General features: G+C 44.3%; 17 protein-coding genes. 13 read left to right on the top strand and 4 right to left on the bottom strand.

The features are described 5' to 3' along the window. The first annotated feature begins 3 nt into the window (after positions 1 to 3). From murD to lpxC, 9 genes are all read left to right on the top strand, one after another. A complete protein-coding gene (gene murD / locus AACX68_RS12575) occupies positions 4 to 1,314 on the top strand; it encodes a UDP-N-acetylmuramoyl-L-alanine--D-glutamate ligase (protein ID WP_228859380.1) in 1,311 nt (436 codons plus the stop codon). Continuing rightward, complete coding sequence (ftsW, locus tag AACX68_RS12580; protein WP_099122654.1) at positions 1,314 to 2,507, top strand: cell division protein FtsW; 1,194 nt, start codon at positions 1,314 to 1,316, stop codon at positions 2,505 to 2,507. The genes murD and ftsW overlap by 1 nt, the downstream gene beginning before the upstream one ends. Then, on the top strand, positions 2,504 to 3,571 hold the full coding sequence (murG, locus tag AACX68_RS12585) for an undecaprenyldiphospho-muramoylpentapeptide beta-N-acetylglucosaminyltransferase (protein WP_228859370.1): 1,068 nt from the start codon (positions 2,504 to 2,506) through the stop codon (positions 3,569 to 3,571). The genes ftsW and murG overlap by 4 nt, the downstream gene beginning before the upstream one ends. A 73-nt stretch (positions 3,572 to 3,644) precedes the next feature. After that, positions 3,645 to 5,120, top strand: coding sequence for a UDP-N-acetylmuramate--L-alanine ligase (murC, locus tag AACX68_RS12590; RefSeq protein WP_228859371.1), 1,476 nt, complete (start codon positions 3,645 to 3,647; stop codon positions 5,118 to 5,120). Further along, positions 5,113 to 6,033, top strand: a complete 921-nt coding sequence (locus tag AACX68_RS12595; protein WP_228859372.1) for a D-alanine--D-alanine ligase — start codon at positions 5,113 to 5,115, stop codon at positions 6,031 to 6,033. The genes murC and AACX68_RS12595 overlap by 8 nt, the downstream gene beginning before the upstream one ends. 1 nt (position 6,034) lies before the next feature. Beyond that, positions 6,035 to 6,841 carry a cell division protein FtsQ gene (gene ftsQ / locus AACX68_RS12600; RefSeq protein ID WP_228859373.1) on the top strand — a complete coding sequence of 269 codons (807 nt, stop codon included), beginning with the start codon at positions 6,035 to 6,037 and terminating at the stop codon, positions 6,839 to 6,841. Between the two features lie 35 nt (positions 6,842 to 6,876). Further along, a complete protein-coding gene (gene ftsA, locus AACX68_RS12605) occupies positions 6,877 to 8,133 on the top strand; it encodes a cell division protein FtsA (protein ID WP_086955564.1) in 1,257 nt (418 codons plus the stop codon). A gap of 66 nt (positions 8,134 to 8,199) precedes the next feature. Next, a complete protein-coding gene (ftsZ, locus tag AACX68_RS12610) occupies positions 8,200 to 9,363 on the top strand; it encodes a cell division protein FtsZ (protein WP_099109905.1) in 1,164 nt (387 codons plus the stop codon). 99 nt (positions 9,364 to 9,462) lie between these two features. Further along, on the top strand, positions 9,463 to 10,383 hold the full coding sequence (lpxC, locus tag AACX68_RS12615) for a UDP-3-O-acyl-N-acetylglucosamine deacetylase (RefSeq protein ID WP_099109904.1): 921 nt from the start codon (positions 9,463 to 9,465) through the stop codon (positions 10,381 to 10,383). 118 nt (positions 10,384 to 10,501) lie between these two features. Here lpxC and AACX68_RS12620 read toward each other — a convergent pair whose 3' ends face one another. Then, positions 10,502 to 11,053 (bottom strand): DUF721 domain-containing protein, encoded by a 552-nt coding sequence (locus AACX68_RS12620; protein WP_228859374.1) that lies wholly within the window; start codon positions 11,051 to 11,053, stop codon positions 10,502 to 10,504. Positions 11,054 to 11,091: 38 nt separating this feature from the next. Here AACX68_RS12620 and secM point away from each other — a divergent pair, with 38 nt between their 5' ends. Together secM and secA are read left to right on the top strand one after the other, a co-directional pair. Next, entirely contained in the window at positions 11,092 to 11,628 is a 537-nt protein-coding gene (gene secM / locus AACX68_RS12625) for a secA translation cis-regulator SecM (RefSeq protein ID WP_099122659.1), read from the top strand. A 155-nt stretch (positions 11,629 to 11,783) separates the two neighbouring features. Beyond that, positions 11,784 to 14,492: a preprotein translocase subunit SecA gene (secA, locus tag AACX68_RS12630; protein WP_228859375.1), complete on the top strand. Its 2,709-nt coding sequence runs from the start codon at positions 11,784 to 11,786 to the stop codon at positions 14,490 to 14,492. A gap of 94 nt (positions 14,493 to 14,586) precedes the next feature. Here secA and AACX68_RS12635 read toward each other — a convergent pair whose 3' ends face one another. Beyond that, positions 14,587 to 15,339, bottom strand: a complete 753-nt coding sequence (locus AACX68_RS12635; RefSeq protein ID WP_228859376.1) for a M48 family metalloprotease — start codon at positions 15,337 to 15,339, stop codon at positions 14,587 to 14,589. A 969-nt stretch (positions 15,340 to 16,308) separates the two neighbouring features. Here AACX68_RS12635 and AACX68_RS12640 point away from each other — a divergent pair. Both AACX68_RS12640 and AACX68_RS12645 read left to right on the top strand, forming a co-directional pair. Then, positions 16,309 to 17,271: an oxidoreductase gene (locus AACX68_RS12640; protein ID WP_228859377.1), complete on the top strand. Its 963-nt coding sequence runs from the start codon at positions 16,309 to 16,311 to the stop codon at positions 17,269 to 17,271. Positions 17,272 to 17,351: 80 nt separating this feature from the next. Further along, complete coding sequence (locus tag AACX68_RS12645) at positions 17,352 to 18,098, top strand: class I SAM-dependent methyltransferase (protein WP_228859378.1); 747 nt, start codon at positions 17,352 to 17,354, stop codon at positions 18,096 to 18,098. Here AACX68_RS12645 and AACX68_RS12650 read toward each other — a convergent pair. Then, on the bottom strand, positions 18,095 to 18,277 hold the full coding sequence (locus AACX68_RS12650; RefSeq protein ID WP_370630296.1) for an IS1 family transposase: 183 nt from the start codon (positions 18,275 to 18,277) through the stop codon (positions 18,095 to 18,097). The genes AACX68_RS12645 and AACX68_RS12650 overlap by 4 nt on opposite strands. Positions 18,278 to 18,336: 59 nt before the next feature. After that, on the bottom strand, positions 18,337 to 19,497 hold the full coding sequence (locus tag AACX68_RS12655; RefSeq protein WP_228859379.1) for an MFS transporter: 1,161 nt from the start codon (positions 19,495 to 19,497) through the stop codon (positions 18,337 to 18,339). Positions 19,498 to 19,600: the final 103 nt, after the last annotated feature.

Consider the following 19,600-nt stretch of genomic DNA (forward strand, 5'->3'; position numbering starts at 1 on the left):
ATCATGACAAAATACGAAGGTAAAAAAGTCGTTATTGTTGGGCTGGGATTGACCGGCCTTTCCTGCGTTGACTTTTTCATGGCGCGTGGCGTGATTCCTCGTGTGATGGATACCCGTATTGTACCGCCGGGACGTGACAAGCTGCCTGATAATGTTGAATGTCACACCGGCAGCTTCAACAAACAATGGCTGATGGAAGCTGATTTAATTGTCGCCAGCCCGGGTATTGCGCTGGCAACACCTGAACTACAGGCCGCGGCTGATGCTGGTATTGAAATAGTCGGAGATATCGAACTGTTCTGCCGTGAGGCAACAGCGCCGATTGTGGCGATTACGGGTTCAAATGGTAAAAGTACAGTAACCACTCTGGTAGGTGAAATGGCGAAAGCCGCCGGATGGCAGGTTGGAGTTGGAGGGAATATCGGTGTTCCGGCTCTGGAGTTACTGAAGCAACCTTGCCAGCTTTATGTTTTGGAACTTTCCAGTTTTCAGCTTGAGACAACTTACAGCCTGCGGGCAGCTGCTGCGACCGTGCTGAATGTCACGGAAGACCATATGGTTCGCTACCCTGAAGGGCTGGCTCAATATCGCGCAGCCAAGCTGCGCATCTATGATCAGGCCAAAGTGTGTGTGGTGAATGAGCAGGATGATTTGACCCGGCCGGTAGCAGGTAAAGACAGCCGTTGTATCAGTTTTGGTATAGGAAGTGGTGATTACCGGCTTGACAGTGAACAGCAACAATTAGTTGCCGATCAACAGCCCGTCCTGTCTACACGTGAGATGTGTCTGACAGGTCAGCATAACTACACTAACGGGCTTGCTGCGCTGGCTCTGGCCGATGCGGTTAATATCCCCCGTGAAGCAAGTCTGCGGGCACTGCGTACTTATCAGGGGCTGGCTCACCGTTTTCAGATAGTTCATATGAGAAACGGTATTCGCTGGGTCAACGATTCCAAAGCAACAAATGTCGGCAGCACTCAGGCAGCATTGAGTGGCCTGATGCTGGAGGGCACGCTTTACCTGTTAGTCGGTGGCGACGGGAAAGAGGCTGATTTCACCCCTCTTCGGCCTTATTTATCCGGAAATAACATTCGTCTTTATTGTTTTGGTCGTGACGGAAATCAACTGGCGCAGCTGCGTCCGGAAATTTCCACACTGACGGAGACGATGGAACAGGCCATGAGGGAAATTACCCCCAAATTGGTTAGCGGAGACATGGTCTTATTGTCACCGGCCTGTGCGAGCTTTGATCAGTTTAGTGGTTTTGAACAGCGGGGTTATGAGTTCTCCCGTTTGGCGGAGGAGTTGGGTTAATGATCATTCCGGGCCTCGGTAAATTTAAAAATTGGCTGGCAGGTAATGTGGAGACAGATCCCACAGATATCGTCATGTATGATCGTACCCTGGTCTGGATGGTACTTGGGTTAGCGGCGATTGGTTTTGTGATGGTGACATCGGCTTCAATGCCGGTCGGTCAGCGTCTTGCTCAGGATCCATTTATCTTCTCGAATCGCGATGCAACTTATCTGGGGCTGTCATTCGGCCTGTCGCTGATTACGTTGCGTATTCCGATGGCGTTCTGGCAGCGTTACAGCATTGTTATGTTATTAATGACGATCATGATGCTGGTTGTCGTGCTGTTTGTGGGTAGCTCGGTGAATGGTGCATCTCGTTGGGTAGCCATTGGCCCTTTACGTATTCAGCCGGCGGAATTGTCGAAGTTGTCACTCTTTTGTTACCTCTCCAGCTATCTGGTGAGAAAAGTCGAAGAGGTGAGAAACAACTTCTGGGGGTTCTGTAAGCCGATGGGCGTCATGATTGCGCTGGCTGTCCTGCTGCTGGCCCAACCCGATTTGGGAACCGTGGTTGTACTGTTTGTAACAACTCTGGCTCTGTTATTTTTGGCGGGGGCAAAACTGTGGCAGTTTCTTGCCATCATTGGCTGCGGGATCTTTGCGGTTATCGTGCTGATTATTGCCGAGCCATACCGTGTGCGCAGGGTAACTTCTTTCCTGAATCCGTGGGATGATCCTTTCGGTAGTGGCTATCAGCTTACACAATCCCTGATGGCATTTGGTCGCGGAGACTTTTTCGGGCAAGGGCTTGGGAATTCAGTTCAGAAACTGGAATATCTGCCGGAAGCACACACTGACTTTATTTTCTCCATTTTAGGGGAAGAATTAGGTTATTTAGGTGTGGTTTTGGTGTTGGCAATGGTATTCTTCGTCGCTTTCCGCGCAATGATGATTGGCCGCCGCGCGTTGCAGCTAGATCAGCGATTTGCAGGTTTTCTGGCCTGTGCCATTGGTCTCTGGTTCAGCTTTCAGGCATTCATCAATGTGGGTGCAGCTTCAGGGATGTTACCGACAAAAGGGCTGACATTGCCTCTTGTCAGTTATGGTGGCTCGAGCCTGATCGTGATGTCAACGGCCATCGTTTTATTATTGCGAATTGATTATGAAGTGCGTCTGGCAAAAGCGCAGGCGTTCGTAAGGAGCCCTAAATGAGTGGCAAAAACCGGCGGTTGATGGTAATGGCGGGCGGAACCGGAGGCCATGTGTTTCCGGGGCTGGCGGTTGCCCATTATTTGAAAGAACAGGGCTGGGAGATTCGCTGGTTGGGAACAGCTGATCGCATGGAGGCTGATTTAGTTCCGAAACATGGCATAGAGATCGAGTTTATTCAGATTTCAGGGTTGCGGGGCAAAGGGATAAAAGCGTTACTTGCTGCACCTATCAGAATTTTTAAGGCAATCCGGCAGGCAAAAGCGATTATCCGACGTTATCAGCCGGATGTAGTGCTGGGAATGGGTGGATACGTTTCAGGGCCGGGCGGTATTGCTGCATGGTTGTGTGGTGTTCCGGTTGTTCTCCATGAGCAGAACGGTATTGCAGGATTAACTAACCGCTGGCTGGCTAAAATTGCAAAAACAGTTTTGCAGGCTTTTCCGGGGGCATTTCCTGATGCTCCGGTGGTTGGTAATCCGGTTCGTAAAGATGTATTGGCATTACCTGCACCAGCACAGCGCCTCGCAGACAGACAAGGGCCTGTGCGCGTTCTTATTGTTGGTGGCAGTCAGGGTGCAAGAATTCTGAACCAGACAATGCCAGAAGCCGCTTCCCGTCTGGGAGACAGTATCTCTGTATGGCATCAGGCGGGCAAAGGTGCACAGGCAGAAACACAGAAAAAATATACCGACTTAGCTGTCGCTGATTTCAGAGTGACTGAGTTTATTGATGATATGGCGCAGGCTTACGCGTGGGCTGATATCGTCATTTGCCGTTCCGGTGCGTTGACCGTCAGTGAAATTTCAGCGGCAGGTTTACCTGCGATTTTTATACCGTTTCAGCATAAAGATCGCCAGCAATACTGGAATGCGTTGCCGCTGGAACAAGCAGGAGCAGCAAAAATACTTGAACAGCCTCAATTTACGGCGGATGCCGTCGTGGAATTGCTGAAACAGTGGAAGCGTCCGCAATTGCAGGAAATGGCAGAAAAAGCTCATTCTGTTGCCATTATCGATGCAACTGAACGAGTAGCTGCGGCATTGACTGACGCCGCTAAAAAATAGCATTCAGGCCGTTCTGTGGGTTTTTAGATACCGGCAGAGCGGAGAAGTAAACATAACTAGTGAAGATTAAAACGTGAATATACAACAGTTGGCGAAATTAAGAGCTTCAGTGCCTGAGATGAGAAAAGTCAGGCATATCCACTTTGTTGGCATTGGTGGTGCTGGCATGGGTGGTATCGCCGAGGTGTTGGCCAATGAAGGTTATCAGATAAGTGGTTCTGATCTCGCTCCCAATCCTGTTACGCAGCAACTGATTGAACTGGGAGCAACTATTTATTTTAATCACCGCGCGGAGAATGTACGCAATGCCAGTGTGGTCGTTGCATCAACAGCAATTCCTGCCGATAACCCAGAAATTATTGCGGCCCGTGAAGCCCGTATTCCGGTTATCCGTCGTGCAGAGATGCTGGCAGAGCTGATGCGCTACCGGCATGGTATCGCTGTTGCGGGAACACATGGCAAAACGACGACGACAGCAATGATTGCAGGTATCTATGCTCAGGCTGGTCTTGATCCTACCTTTGTTAATGGCGGACTGGTCAAAGCTGCGGGTACGCATGCTCGTCTTGGTACCAGCCGTTATCTGATCGCTGAAGCGGATGAAAGCGATGCATCTTTCCTGCATTTGCAGCCCATGATGGCAGTGGTAACCAATATTGAACCCGATCATATGGATACCTATCAGGGAGACTTTGAAAACCTGAAGCAGACTTTCGTCAACTTCCTGTATAATTTGCCATTTTATGGTCGGGCTGTGATGTGTATCGATGATCCGGTTGTGAAGGAGTTAATTCCGCGTATCGGTCGTTATGTGACGACTTATGGCTTCAGCAAAGAGGCTGACGTTCGCATTACCCATTATGAACAGAAGGGGGCACAGGGTTTCTTTACCATCAGCCGTGAAGATTTACCTGAACTTCATGTTGTCCTGAATGCGCCGGGAAAACATAACGCACTGAATGCAACAGCCGCGGTGGCTGTCGCGACTGAAGAAGGCATTGATGATGCCGCGATTCTGGCATCGCTGGCTGAATTTCAGGGAACCGGACGCCGCTTTGACTTTCTGGGGGATTTTTCTCTCAGGAATATTAATAACAAAGAAGGCAGTGTCATGTTGGTTGATGATTATGGTCATCATCCGACTGAAGTTGATGCGACAGTTAAGGCTGCGCGAGCTGGCTGGCCGGATAAACGTATCGTTATGGTATTCCAGCCTCACCGTTATACCAGAACGCGTGATTTGTACGATGACTTTGCCAATGTATTGAATCAGGTGGATGTTCTGTTAATGCTGGATGTTTATTCTGCCGGGGAAACTCCGATACCGGGTGCGGACAGCCGTTCCTTATGTCGTACTATTCGCAGTCGAGGGAAGTTAGACCCGATACTGGTGTCAGAACCGGAGCAAATTTCGGTCATGCTGTCACAAATAATGGAAAACAACGACTTAGTATTAGTACAGGGTGCCGGTAATATCGGTAAAATAGCGCGCAATCTGGCTGAAACAAAATTACAGCCGTCTTTTAATGAAGGGGAGCATCATGGCTGATAAGGTCGCTGTCTTGTTGGGAGGAACTTCTGCTGAACGTGAAGTTTCACTGCAATCCGGGCAGGCTGTTGTAGCTGGGTTGAAGGAAGCAGGTATTAATGCACATTCAGTCGATACAAAATACTTTGATGTGACTAAACTCAAGGAAGAAGGGTTCAGCAAAGTCTTTATCGCCCTGCATGGACGCGGTGGTGAAGATGGTACAGTACAGGGTGTACTGGAATTTTTGCAGCTCCCTTATACCGGCAGCGGCGTAATGGCATCCGCTTTATCAATGGATAAATTGCGCACAAAGCAGTTATGGCAAGGGGCAAAACTGCCTGTTTCTCCCTATGTTGTGATTAATTCTCATCAATTTGAACAACTTAATGATTTTCAAATCAAAGAATATGTTCAAGAATTAGGGCTGCCATTAATGGTTAAACCAAATCTGGAAGGTTCCAGTGTTGGCATGACCAAAGTGAACGACTACTCCGAGTTGCGTGGAGCACTGGAGCTGGCACTCCAATATGACCAAATTATCTTGGTTGAGAAATGGATGTTCGGCCCGGAATATACAGTGGCATTTCTTGGTGATGAAGTTCTTCCCTCCATTCGTATTCAGGCACCGGAAGTATTTTATGACTATGATGCGAAATATATCTCAAACGAAACTAAATATTTCTGCCCTAGTGGTTTAAGTGCAGAAAAAGAGCAGGAGTTGGCGGATCTCGCATTAAGAGCCTACAAGATTGTGGGATGCAGTGGCTGGGGAAGGGTTGATATCATGGATGATGGAAATGGCAATTTCTATCTACTGGAAGTGAACACTTCTCCGGGTATGACAAGTCATAGTCTGGTGCCTCAGGCTGCGCGTCAGACGGGATTAAGTTTTTCACAATTGGTAGCGAGAATTCTGGAGCTGGCTGATTGATATGTCACAGGCAGCCCGGAATACGCGGGAAATCGAAGTTCGGAGTTCCCGCCCCAGTAATGGTTATTATCTGGCAGGGTTCCTCTTCTTCCTGATGGTGGTTGGCACTGTCATATGGGGAAGCTGGGTAACCTTAGAGTGGATGAAGGATTCAAACCGGCTGCCACTCTCAAAACTGGTGTTGACAGGTCAGCGGCATTACACCACGGATGATGATGTCAGGCAGGCAATCCTGTCACTGGGCACGCCAGAGACATTTATGACACAGGATGTCAATGTCATTCAGGGCCAGATAGAGCGGCTGCCATGGGTCCGTCAGGTCACTGTACGTAAACAATGGCCTGATGAACTGAAAATTCATCTGGTAGAATACGTCCCTTATGTGCGTTGGAATGATACGCACATGCTGGATAAAGAAGGAAGAGTATTCAGTTTGCCTATTGAACGTAGCGCCGGAGGGCAGTATTCCATGCTCTATGGCCCGGAAGGCAAAGAAAAAGTCGTATTGGCAGAATATCGCACAATGGCTGAACAGCTTGCTGCACATAAAATGAAATTGAAAGCAGTGATCATGACGGCTCGTAATTCCTGGCAACTGGAACTGGATAATGACGTCCGGCTGGAATTGGGTAATAAAGATCAAGAAGGGCGCATTCAGCGTTTTACTGAACTTTACCCTGTGTTGCAGAAAAACACGCAAAAACGTGTGGCTTATGTGGACTTACGTTATGACAGTGGTGCTGCGGTTGGCTGGGCTCCTTTATTAACTGACGCACCGGCTTTAATGAACGGGCAAGAAAATAAATAGTGACTGGCAATAATACAGAGACAGGCAGAACAACGATGATCAAATCAACGGACAGAAAATTGGTAGTTGGCCTTGAAATCGGGACAGCAAATGTATCTGCCCTGGTTGGTGAAATTCTGCCCGATGGTATGGTTAATATTATCGGAGTGGGAAATTGCCCATCCCGCGGCATGGATAAAGGCGGCGTCAACGATCTTGAATCAGTCGTTAAATGCGTCCAGCGTGCGATTGATCAGGCTGAGTTAATGGCAGATTGCCAAATATCTTCAGTTTATCTGGCGCTGTCTGGCAAACATATTAGTTGCCAGAACGAAATTGGCATGGTGCCAATTTCAGAAGAAGAAGTAACACAGGATGATGTGGACAGTGTTGTCCATACAGCCAAATCGGTTCGTGTTCGCGATGAACACCGTATTTTGCATGTGATCCCGCAGGAATACGCTATCGATTATCAGGAAGGTATCAAAAACCCGGTCGGGCTTTCCGGTGTGCGTATGCAGGCGAAAGTGCATTTGATTACCTGCCATAACGACATGGCAAAAAATATTGTAAAAGCTGTTGAGCGTTGTGGGCTGAAAGTTGACCAGCTTATTTTTGCAGGATTAGCGGCAAGTTATGCTGTTTTGACAGAAGATGAGCGTGAATTAGGGGTATGTGTCGTTGATATCGGCGGCGGAACGATGGATATCGCGGTATATACCGGCGGTGCATTGCGTCATACCAAAGTGATCCCATATGCAGGAAATGTTGTTACCAGTGATATTGCCTATGCATTTGGTACACCGCCGAGTGATGCTGAAACCATCAAGGTACGCCACGGTTGCGCACTGGGTTCGATAGTCAGCAAGGATGAAAGTGTTGAAGTTCCGAGTGTGGGAGGACGCCCTCCCCGCAGTTTGCAACGACAGACTCTGGCTGAGGTTATTGAGCCTCGTTATACCGAACTGCTGAATTTAGTCAATGATGAAATTTTACGATTGCAGGAGCAATTGCGTCAGCAGGGGGTAAAACATCATCTGGCCGCAGGGATCGTTTTAACAGGTGGTGGTGCTCAGATAGATGGGTTGGCTGAGTGTGCCCAACGAGTATTTCATACTCAGGTACGTATTGGACGTCCCCTGAACATTACCGGCCTGACAGATTACGTGCAGGAGCCTTGCTACTCAACAGCAGTCGGGCTTCTGCATTATGGCAAAGAATCCCACCTTGGCGGTGATTCTGATGCTGATAAAAGAACTTCAGTAAGCGGCTGGTTCAAAAAAGTCAGTAGCTGGCTGAGAAAAGAATTTTGATTTTTTATACAGAGGCCGTGAAAATGATGTCGGCCTCGACATAAAGGCACAAAACGGAGAGAAATTATGTTTGAACCACTGGAATTAACCAATGACGCGGTGATTAAAGTCATCGGCGTCGGCGGTGGCGGCGGTAATGCTGTTGAACATATGGTGCGTGAGCGTATTGAAGGTGTCGATTTCTTTGCGGTTAACACTGATGCTCAGGCATTACGTAAAACAGCTGTCGGTCAGACCATCCAGATTGGCAACGGCATTACAAAAGGATTGGGCGCTGGTGCAAACCCTGAGGTCGGACGTACAGCGGCGGAAGAAGACCGCGAATCACTGCGTACGGCACTGGAAGGGGCCGATATGGTATTTATCGCTGCCGGTATGGGTGGCGGTACAGGAACCGGTGCTGCTCCCGTTGTGGCTGAGATTGCCAAAGAGCTTGGAATTCTGACCGTTGCTGTTGTCACCAAGCCATTTAATTTTGAAGGCAAAAAACGTATGGCCTTCGCGGAGCAGGGGATCACTGAACTGTCTAAACATGTGGACTCACTGATCACTATTCCAAACGATAAATTGCTGAAAGTATTAGGTCGTGGTATCTCCCTGTTGGATGCATTTGGTGCAGCCAATGACGTGCTGAAAGGTGCGGTTCAGGGTATCGCTGAACTGATCACTCGTCCCGGCTTGATGAATGTTGACTTCGCTGACGTTCGTACTGTGATGTCCGAAATGGGTTATGCCATGATGGGCTCTGGTATCGCGCAGGGCGAAGACCGCGCGGAAGAGGCGGCTGAAATGGCGATTTCCAGCCCATTGCTGGAAGATATCGATCTGTCCGGAGCGCGTGGTGTACTGGTCAACATTACAGCGGGCTTTGATCTGCGTCTGGATGAATTTGAAACAGTGGGTAATACTATCCGTGCATTTGCTTCAGACAACGCAACGGTGGTTATCGGTACATCACTGGATCCGGATATGAATGATGAGCTGCGTGTCACTGTGGTAGCCACGGGTATTGGGATGGATAAACGTCCTGAAATTACACTGGTGACCAATAACAAGGCATCGCAGCCAAATACATTGGATCGCCGCTATCAGCAAATGCCTGGTGGAATTTCATCATTACCTGATGAAAATAAACCAGCAGCAAAAGTGGTCAATGACCAAAATGCACAGACAAGTAAAGAACCTGATTATCTAGATATTCCGGCATTTTTGCGCAAGCAGGCTGACTGATAGCTAAAAAATTGGTTTCTCCGCTTTTTGTGTTAAAATATTCTGCCAATCATATTTTATAGTGATTGGCAGGATTAGTAATATTGCGAGAGATAAACGATGATCAAACAAAGGACATTAAAACGTATTGTTCAGGCGACGGGTGTCGGTTTACATACCGGTAAAAAAGTCACATTAACAATGCGTCCCGCGCCGGCTAACACCGGGGTCATCTATCGTCGTACTGACTTGAATCCTCCGGTAGATTTCCCGGCTGATGCCAAATCCGTGCGTGATACTATGCTCTGCACTTGTCTGGTAAATGAACAAAATGTGCGAATCTCAACTGTTGAGCATCTGAATGCGGCACTGGCAGGTTTGGGTATCGATAATATTGTTATTGATGTTGACGCGCCAGAAATTCCGATTATGGATGGTAGCGCCAGCCCGTTTGTCTTCCTGTTATTGGATGCAGGCATTGAAGAGCTGAACGTTGCGAAAAAATTCGTGCGTATGAAAGATACAGTTCGCGTGGAAGAGGGTGATAAATGGGCTGAACTGGCACCATATCACGGTTTTAGTCTGGATTTCACCATTGACTTTAAACATCCGGCGATTGATTCCAGCACTCAGCGTTATAGTCTGGATTTTTCAGCAGATTCTTTTGTTCGCCAGATTAGTCGTGCGCGTACTTTTGGATTTATGCGTGACATTGAGTACCTGCAATCTCAGGGGCTGTGCTTAGGTGGCAGCTTTGATTGTGCGATCGTGGTAGATGATTACCGCGTACTCAATGAAGATGGCCTGCGCTTTGAAGATGAGTTTGTCCGACATAAAATGTTGGATGCCATCGGTGACCTGTTTATGTGTGGTTATAACATTATTGGCGCATTTACTGCGTTTAAATCAGGTCATGCTTTGAATAATAAACTGCTACAGGCAGTTTTGGCGCAGGAAAGTGCTTGGGAGTTTGTCACATTTGAAGATGAAGCTGAAATGCCACTGGCTTTCCGCGCACCATCAACAGTGTTGGCATATTAATACAGTCGATTATTAACACAGTTGTTATTGATAATCTATGTATTGAGAATATTCTTATGATTCATCAGTGGGTTATGTTATCTATTACGCTCCTCTCGCTGATGTTTTTTATTCAGCGCTAACGTTTCATCTTGGCTGTACTGGTACTCTCTCCGGCCAGCGCAGCCAATCGCTCCAACCTTCTTTTCAATTTTTCCGGGCTACGTTCGGCCAATGCTATTAATGTTTCTGCACTTTCATGGCTTAATTGGCGAGTTGGCAAGCTCTGGCTATCATTATTAAGTTTTCTTTCTGATATTTTTTCGGCACTCTGTTCATTATTATGACTTTTAACCATTAATGATGGGTTAATCCTGATGTCGATAGAAGATAAAGATGGTAGAATTTCACTTCTTAATGCGGAGAGTAAAACGGGAATTTCATAGTAAAGTCTGGTTTTCCAGCTGGCATTACCTGTTTCCAGCACCAAAATATGTTTACGATAATTTGCGACCCGGCACCAAGGGCGTACTTGTCCCGGAAGCAGGCTAAGAACAGCCCGGTTGAGTTTCAGTAATGCAATGGCATGTCGTTGAATAGCCTGAAGCGGGCTTTTTCCGGCAGCTGCCGCATTTTCTGGCTGACTTTCAAACAATAACAAGTCCAGTGATTGTGGGCGGCTATCTCGCATAATAAAGGCGGTTCCAGTATTTATTAAATGAAGGTTTCATGAGTATTCTAAATCTTTGGCGACAATTTGGCAGGCGTTATTTTTGGCCTCACCTTTTACTGAGCATGGTTGCTACAGGAATTGGTGTGCCTCCCGTTTTGGCCGGAGCCGCAGAAAGCCTGCCACATACAAATACCTCATCTGCCCAGAGAAACCAAAATCGGGCACTTTCATCATTTGAACATCTGTTTCAGTTACAAAACGCTCAGCGCCAGCCCTCGAATTACTTAAATTATTGGCAACAACATGCTGTTCGTAATGTTATTCGGCAACTTTCTTTTGCTTTTTCTATTTCTGAGCCTGTCAGATATGAAGAAGCAAAAGAAAGTATCCGAGTTGCAGTACCTTTTATGCAACAGATCATGCTGGATACACTACATGCTATGCTAATACAGGCGCCGACCCGATTTGAATCTGCGGTTGGTGCTGAGACTGTGGCAGCAATTTCTCCGGATGTCCATACACCGGCACTTTGGGTTGCTCAAATTCAGGGTATTCGAGCCGGGCCTGCGGTTAACCATCAATCTTTATTGTAATGCACCTGTCTGATTTCTGATAATAAGACAGTAACTAAATTCGAGTCATATACCCTAATCAACTTCAAGTTGCGTGGCAGCAATTTGAATAATAATGGGCATAAAAGACACAATTGATTGGCTGTAATTGTGGCCTCATTTGAGATGTATTAACTATGTTGATTAAATTACTTACTAAGATTTTTGGTAGCCGTAACGATCGTACCCTGCGTCGTTTGCGTAAATCGGTTGATGTGATCAACCGTATGGAACCTGATTTTGAAAAGCTGTCTGATGAAGAACTAAAAGCTAAAACAGAGCAATTCCGTGCTCGCCTTAAAGAGGGCGAATCACTGGAAAAAATTCTGCCAGAAGCCTTTGCTACAGTACGTGAAGCCAGTAAACGTGTGTTTGGTATGCGTCACTTCGATGTGCAGTTACTGGGTGGTATGGTACTTAATGAGCGTTGTATTGCAGAGATGCGTACAGGTGAAGGTAAAACCCTGACTGCAACACTGCCAGCCTATTTGAATGCACTGAGTGGACGTGGTGTTCATGTTGTTACCGTGAACGATTATCTGGCACAGCGTGATGCTGAAAACAATCGCCCGTTGTTTGAGTTTTTGGGACTGAGTGTTGGTATCAACTTACCAAACATGCCAGCTCCGGCAAAACGTGCTGCTTACGCCGCAGATATTACTTATGGTACCAATAACGAATACGGTTTCGATTACCTGCGTGACAACATGGCATTCAGCCCGGAAGAGCGGGTACAACGCAAACTGCATTACGCTCTGGTGGATGAAGTTGACTCCATTCTTATCGATGAAGCTCGTACCCCACTGATTATTTCCGGCCCGGCAGAAGACAGCTCTGAGCTTTATATCAAAGTCGATAAACTGATCCCTCAATTAATCCGGCAGGAACAAGAAGATTCAGACACTTTTCAGGGCGAAGGGCATTTCTCTGTTGATGAAAAAACACGTCAGGTTAACCTGACCGAACGTGGTCTGGTGCTGATTGAAGAGTTGTTGGTGAATGCTAAAGTGATGGATGAAGGTGAATCACTTTATTCTCCATCCAATATTATGCTGATGCACCATGTAACCGCAGCCTTGCGGGCACATGTCTTGTTTACCCGTGATGTTGACTATATCGTTAAAGATGGTGAAGTCATCATTGTTGATGAACACACCGGGCGTACCATGCAGGGGCGTCGCTGGTCTGATGGTTTGCATCAGGCAGTGGAAGCCAAAGAGCACGTTGAGATCCAGAACGAAAACCAGACACTGGCTTCTATCACATTCCAGAACTACTTCCGCCTGTATGAAAAACTGGCAGGTATGACAGGTACGGCTGACACTGAAGCCTTTGAATTCAGTTCTATTTATAAACTGGATACCATTGTTGTTCCGACTAACCGTCCGATGATCCGTCAGGATTTACCTGATCTGGTTTACATGACGGAAGCGGAAAAAATTGATGCGATCATTGAAGATATTAAAGAGCGCGTTAATAACAACCAGCCTGTGTTAGTGGGAACTATCTCGATTGAAAAATCAGAAGTGATTTCAAATGCACTGACCAAAGCAGATATTGTGCATAATGTTCTGAACGCGAAATTCCACGCAATGGAAGCCGACATCATCGCACAGGCAGGTCAGGCTGGTACTGTTACCATAGCAACCAACATGGCTGGACGTGGTACGGATATCGTACTGGGGGGAAGCTGGCAGGCAGAAATTGCTAAGCTGGACGAGCCGACAGAAGAGCAAATCGAGCAAATTAAAGCAGCATGGCAGGAGCGTCATGATGCAGTACTGGCAGCAGGTGGTTTACATATTATTGGTACAGAGCGTCACGAATCACGCCGTATCGATAACCAGCTGCGTGGTCGTGCTGGTCGTCAGGGGGATGCGGGTTCTTCACGTTTCTACCTCTCAATGGAAGATTCCCTGATGCGTATTTTTGCTTCAGAGCGTGTAACAGGAATGATGCGCAAATTGGGGATGCAGCCGGGTGAAGCGATTGAACACCCGTGGGTCACTAAAGCTATTGCCAATGCACAGCGTAAAGTTGAAAGCCGCAACTTCGATATCCGTAAGCAATTGCTGGAATATGACGATGTTGCCAATGACCAGCGCCGTGCGATTTATGCACAACGTAACGACCTGCTTGATGTGAGCGATGTCAGCGAAACCATCTCTAGCATCCGTGAAGATGTTTTCAAAGTAACCATTGATGCTTATATCCCGCCACAATCTCTGGAAGAAATGTGGGATATTCCGGGCTTGGAAGAGCGTTTAGTCAATGACTTTGATCTGCATTTGCCGATTAAGGAGTGGCTGGATAAAGAGCCGGAACTCCATGAAGAAACATTGCGAGAGCGTATTCTTGAAAAGGCGATAGAAGTTTATAAACAGAAAGAAGAAATCGTCGGTGAAGAAATGATGCGTAACTTTGAAAAAGGCATCATGCTGCAAACGCTGGATACATTGTGGAAGGAGCATCTGGCGGCAATGGATTATCTGCGTCAGGGCATTCACCTGCGTGGTTATGCGCAGAAAGATCCGAAGCAGGAATATAAGCGTGAATCTTTCGCTATGTTTGCCAATATGCTGGAATCACTGAAATATGAAGTTATCAGCACCTTGGGTAAAGTTCAGGTCAGAATGCCGGAAGAAGTGGAAGCTCTTGAACAGCAGCGCCGTGCAGAAGCGGAGCGTCTGGCAAGCCAGCAGCACTTAAGCCATGAAGTTGAGCAAGGAGCTTTGATGTCAGAAGCCGAAGCACAAATGGCAAGCGGTTCCCGTAAGGTTGGACGTAACGATCCTTGTCCATGTGGCTCAGGCAAAAAATATAAGCATTGCCACGGTCGTTTATAATTAAAATCAGCGATAAACAGCCAGAGATAAATTCTCTGGCTGTCAGCAATCTGAAGCGGTGCCATTGTCACCGCTTCAATCAGGGCAAAACTTATTATTTCTTATCGGCTGCGATACGATTACGAACGTGTTCAGCACGTTCCTTTGACGGTGGGTGTGAATCAAACATACTGGTTTCACCACTGCCTAGCTTAGCCAGTTTTTCAAAGCTGGTTGCTAAGCCTTCAGTTTTGATATTGCGTTTTTTCAGCAGTTCATAAGAGAAGTCATCAGCCTGACTTTCCTGATGTTGTGAAAACTGCGAGTTGAGCAGCTTTTGCCCCAGATCTGCAAGTTGAGAATCGCTCAACTGCGCTGCGACACCACCGGCTGATGCTGCTGCGGTACGGGCAGCAACGGCTGCATAGGCAACCTGCATTGCTTTACGCGAGTGGCCCAATGCAACGTGCCCCATTTCATGGCCCAGAACACCTTCGACTTCATTATCGTTCATCATATTCATCAGGCCGCTGTATACGCGTACACAACCATTAGCCATTGCCCATGCGTTAACATCATCAGTCAGATAAACCTTGTAGTTAACTGGAGTACCATTAATTTCGTGTCCTAATGCTTTGGCAATTTTGTCCAGACGCTTAGTGTATTGGCTGGATGCGGGGGCAATTTTATTCTGTGCATCCATATCTCTACATGATTGGTCAGATAGCTGTTTAACATCAGAATCATTTAGCGTCGCGGCTTTGAATAATTGCATCCCAGAGCTGGCCAGCATTCCATGATCAAGATTCTGACAACCCGCCAGCATTACAGCTGAAACAGCTACCGTAACAAGAGCTTTCATTTTCATAACGTTGTTTTTTCCTTTGCAATACACGTAGCCCTAATATTTTTAGGGTATTAAAAGATGATGCATTTTGCTAAAAATAATAATACGAATAAACTCTAATAATAGTGATTATGTGAATTTGATAACGTTTTAAGCAAAATATTCAAACCATAAGAAGAGTCATTTAGTTTAACTTAACAAATATAGCACAGTATGCGTTACCCTTTTATCGTAAATGATCGTCGGTTAGAAAAAATAATGCTGATAGCCAGAATGGGAACGTCCATGACGATGGCTCTCTCTAACAGTGGTAATAAGGTCGCAGTGTTAGCTCATATCGGTTACTGTTCTTGGAAATTTATTCTGGTGATGAGATAAATAATAACCATAGAGATAGGAAATGAGATCAATATCCAATTTAGAGACTGATCTTTAAAAAAACGGGAAATGGTTGAAAAGTTCAGGATGTAAATTAGTGTAATAGCATTATTTATGACACTGATTAAAATAACAGAAAAAATCATGTATAAACTTTGCTTTAATTTATTTCGAAGCAAAAAAATAGTAATGCAGAAAAGAAACAGTGAATTGTTAGTCAGCATTAAATAATCAGTGCTACAAATAAGAAAGGATAGTTCATCTAAGATGTATTCATTGCTCGACCATAGAGTTAATATCTCTTTATTAGTTAAATCGATAGAAATAAACCCTATGTTACTAATAATAAATAAAAATATTATTAGCAGTGTATAAAATAATGACTTAATCCACATTCAATTCTCCTTCTGTTTTTTTTGAATAAATTATCAGTAACACATTTACTTTTAAAACTAATCAGTATTCACATTAATTAAATACAACTTTACGTTATTAAATATTCGTTGAATGACTGTCTCTATTAGCAATGATAAAGTTACTGTCTTAAAGGAATTTTATACTTAACTTGTAAGAGCAGACTACTTCTAAATTAAAATAGCGATAGGGAATTTTATGCGAGTCCAAAAACCGATCAACTCAGGATTTAGTTCATCTTCGACAGCCTCGGATATACTTAAAGGTATTGATATTAAAGGTAAGACAGCTTTTATCACAGGTGGACATTCGGGACTGGGATATGAGGCCACCAAAGCACTATCAGAAGCAGGCGCTCATGTGGTCGTGGGGTCAAGGGATATATCGAATGCTTCTAAGGCATTAAGTGAACTAAGTAATATAACAATTCTTCCACTTGATCTTTCTGATATTAATTCTGTCAGGAAATTAGCGAGTTATATCAATGCGAATAGATATCTCTTTGATTATGTGATTTGTAATGCCGGAATTATGGCTTCTCCAGAAAAACGGGTTGGCCCGGGATGGGAATCACAGTTTGCAACAAATCATATTGGCCATTACGTACTGGTAAATCTCATATGGAATAATATCCGAGTAGGAGGGAGGGTAGTGTGTGTTTCATCTGCTGGGCATCATAACTCTCCAATCAGATGGGATGATATTCAATTTACTAGCGGTTATGACAAGTGGGTGGCATATGCACAGTCTAAAACTGCGAATATACTTTTTGCATTACAGCTGGATGAATATGGGAAAGATAAGAACATCAGGGCGTTTTCTCTGCATCCGGGGAAAATATTTACCCCACTTCAGCGGCATTTGTCTTATGAAGAGATGGAAAGCGAGGGATGGATGGATAAGGATGGCAATCCAATTGACCCAACCTTTAAAACTCCGGCACAAGGTGCTGCAACTGAGGTATGGGCTGCAACAAGCTCAGCTTTGAATGGACTGGGAGGGCTTTATTGTGAAGATTGTGATGTTGCCGGGCTTGCATCAGATTATAAAGAGCCTTTTGCCGGTGTTTGTGAGTACGCAATTGATCTATCAGAAGCCTTAAAGTTGTGGAACTTCACAGCTAATCTCACTGGTGTAAATACATTTGTAACCAAAGAATAAATTAAAAAGCAAAGACCATAAAAAACGAATATTGCATTTAGAATAAATGCTAAATAAGCCAGATGTATGGGGAGCATTAAATGAAGCAATTCAATAAAAATGCAATAGCTTATGATGCTGTCAGAGGAAAGATTACTTATCCTGACAAGTTGTATCATTCACTTGTAGCTCGCGCACCAACGAATGAAGCAGCATTAGATATTGGTTGTGGTAATGGTGTTTCTACGACTCGTTTGAAAAATCATTTTGCATACGTTGAAGGGATTGATCTGGGTGATGAATTGATTAAACGGGCGCGTCATAATTACCCTGATATCATTTTTAATATCTCACCAGCAGAAACTTTTTCTGTCTCACACCCATATGATCTGATCACAAGTGCTACCTCTTTTTATTGGATGGATCGTAAGGCGGTGCTGATGAATCTGAAAAGCTGGCTAAAACCCAGTGGATTGTTTTGTGCCTATAAGTACGATTTTCCTTTGGTTTATGGACCACTGCGAGATTACATTGCAAAAGAGCTGGTTACTCGCTGGGCTAAGTATCGTGATCCACGGCTCACTCAATATGATAATACTCTGGAGCTGATGAGTGAATGTTCCCACCTGTATAATCTACAGCGCGAAGTGTTTGCTAATATTATTTTCCTTTCACCAGAAGAAGTGGCGCTTTTTTTCTTATCCACCAGTTATGTCACTCATTATATTGAGCAGGAAGGTGGTGAGTTGTATTTCAATGAATTTATGAGTAAGGTGATTGAGATAGGAGGTACTGAATCAGTAGCTGTTAATTTTGATATTCATGCTTTTACTGCGATTAATCGTTAGGAGGAATAATTAATGTTGTGATGAATGTTTAGATAATGCCTAATAATTCTCTGCGATACATTTCCATGAATGTTAGACATGAGGGGAAGTTTTGCCAAACACTGACGAAGATTCAAATTATACCTCTCTATACATTGGGTATAATGTTTACTGACCATATGTAGTTTTCCCGTTAGAATTCAAATTATCATGCTGTTCAAATCCCTTTCATAAAAAGTCAATACGTCTTAGTGATGCATTAATGTTTTTCATGATTATTTTCTCTCGGATTTAAACACACTGGAACGAAAGAAATAATTGCACAAATCATCAAGACCATACTCCATCCATATATTGTATAAATATAGGATGAAACAAATCCACCGAAGGCACCACCGATTATAAAGCTTGTCATATAACAACTTGCAGCGCGAGCCTCATTTCCTTTACAAGAAAGATATAAATTCCTTTGATTGTTGACATGTATTAGCTGAATAAACGCATCAATCAGCAATGCGCCTATTATAGTACTTGAAATGTATTTTTTAGAACTAACCATAATAATTAAAGCTATGACAGATAATAAATAGAGGATTTTATTTTTATAATTTATCTTTTTTAAAATATAAGATGAAAATAGAGCAGAGGAAGCACCTGCAATACCAATCAGTGAAAAAAAACCTATTTCTGATTGGCTAAGGTTAAATGATGATTTCAGAAACATGGATATATTATTCCAGAATGCAGAGAACACAAACATAATGACAAAAGCGTTAAAACAATAATGCCGGATAATGTCATTTTTAATGATTTCTGTTATATTCAGAAATAAAATGTTTCGATAATTTTTAACTGTATTTTTTTCTGTACTTTCTGGAGTCGAGTAATTTTTTAATAAAAAACAACCAGAAAGAGCCATCAAAATACTTGAAATAATATATATTGATTTCCAACCCCAAATTTCACTAAGGATACTTGACAAAAACCTTGAAAAAAGAATACCAATCAGTACTCCAGCCATGATCCTGCCAATATATATCGTTCCATTTCTTTGTTTACTTAATCCTGCAATAATCAATGGAATGGCTGAGGTTCCAACGCCAATTAAAAAAGACATCAATAACAGGGCGTAATAGCTTTCGCATACAAAAAAAACTAATAACGACAATGATGAAATAAGGTAAAGAATAGCTATTAGTTTCTTTTTATTATAAAAATCACCTAATGGTATTATAAAAAATAGTGACGCAGCATTACCCACCAGAGATAACGAATATAGCATGGATGCTTTCTCATAAGATACCAATAGGTTATCCCGGATAATGGGGATTAGTGGCTGGACATAATACATATTAGCAGCAGTAAAACCACATATTATGGCTATCAGTGTTATGAATATATTATCATTAAATTTTTTCATGCTCATATTTCAATTATTTAAACAATAAGATACAAGTAAAATACCGTTAAAATGATGTATGATCTATCCTAAGGAATTTTTATTATTAATAAAAGGTTATTTA

The sequence above is a fragment of the Xenorhabdus sp. PB61.4 genome (assembly GCF_963894935.1).
Lineage (GTDB): Bacteria > Pseudomonadota > Gammaproteobacteria > Enterobacterales > Enterobacteriaceae > Xenorhabdus > Xenorhabdus stockiae.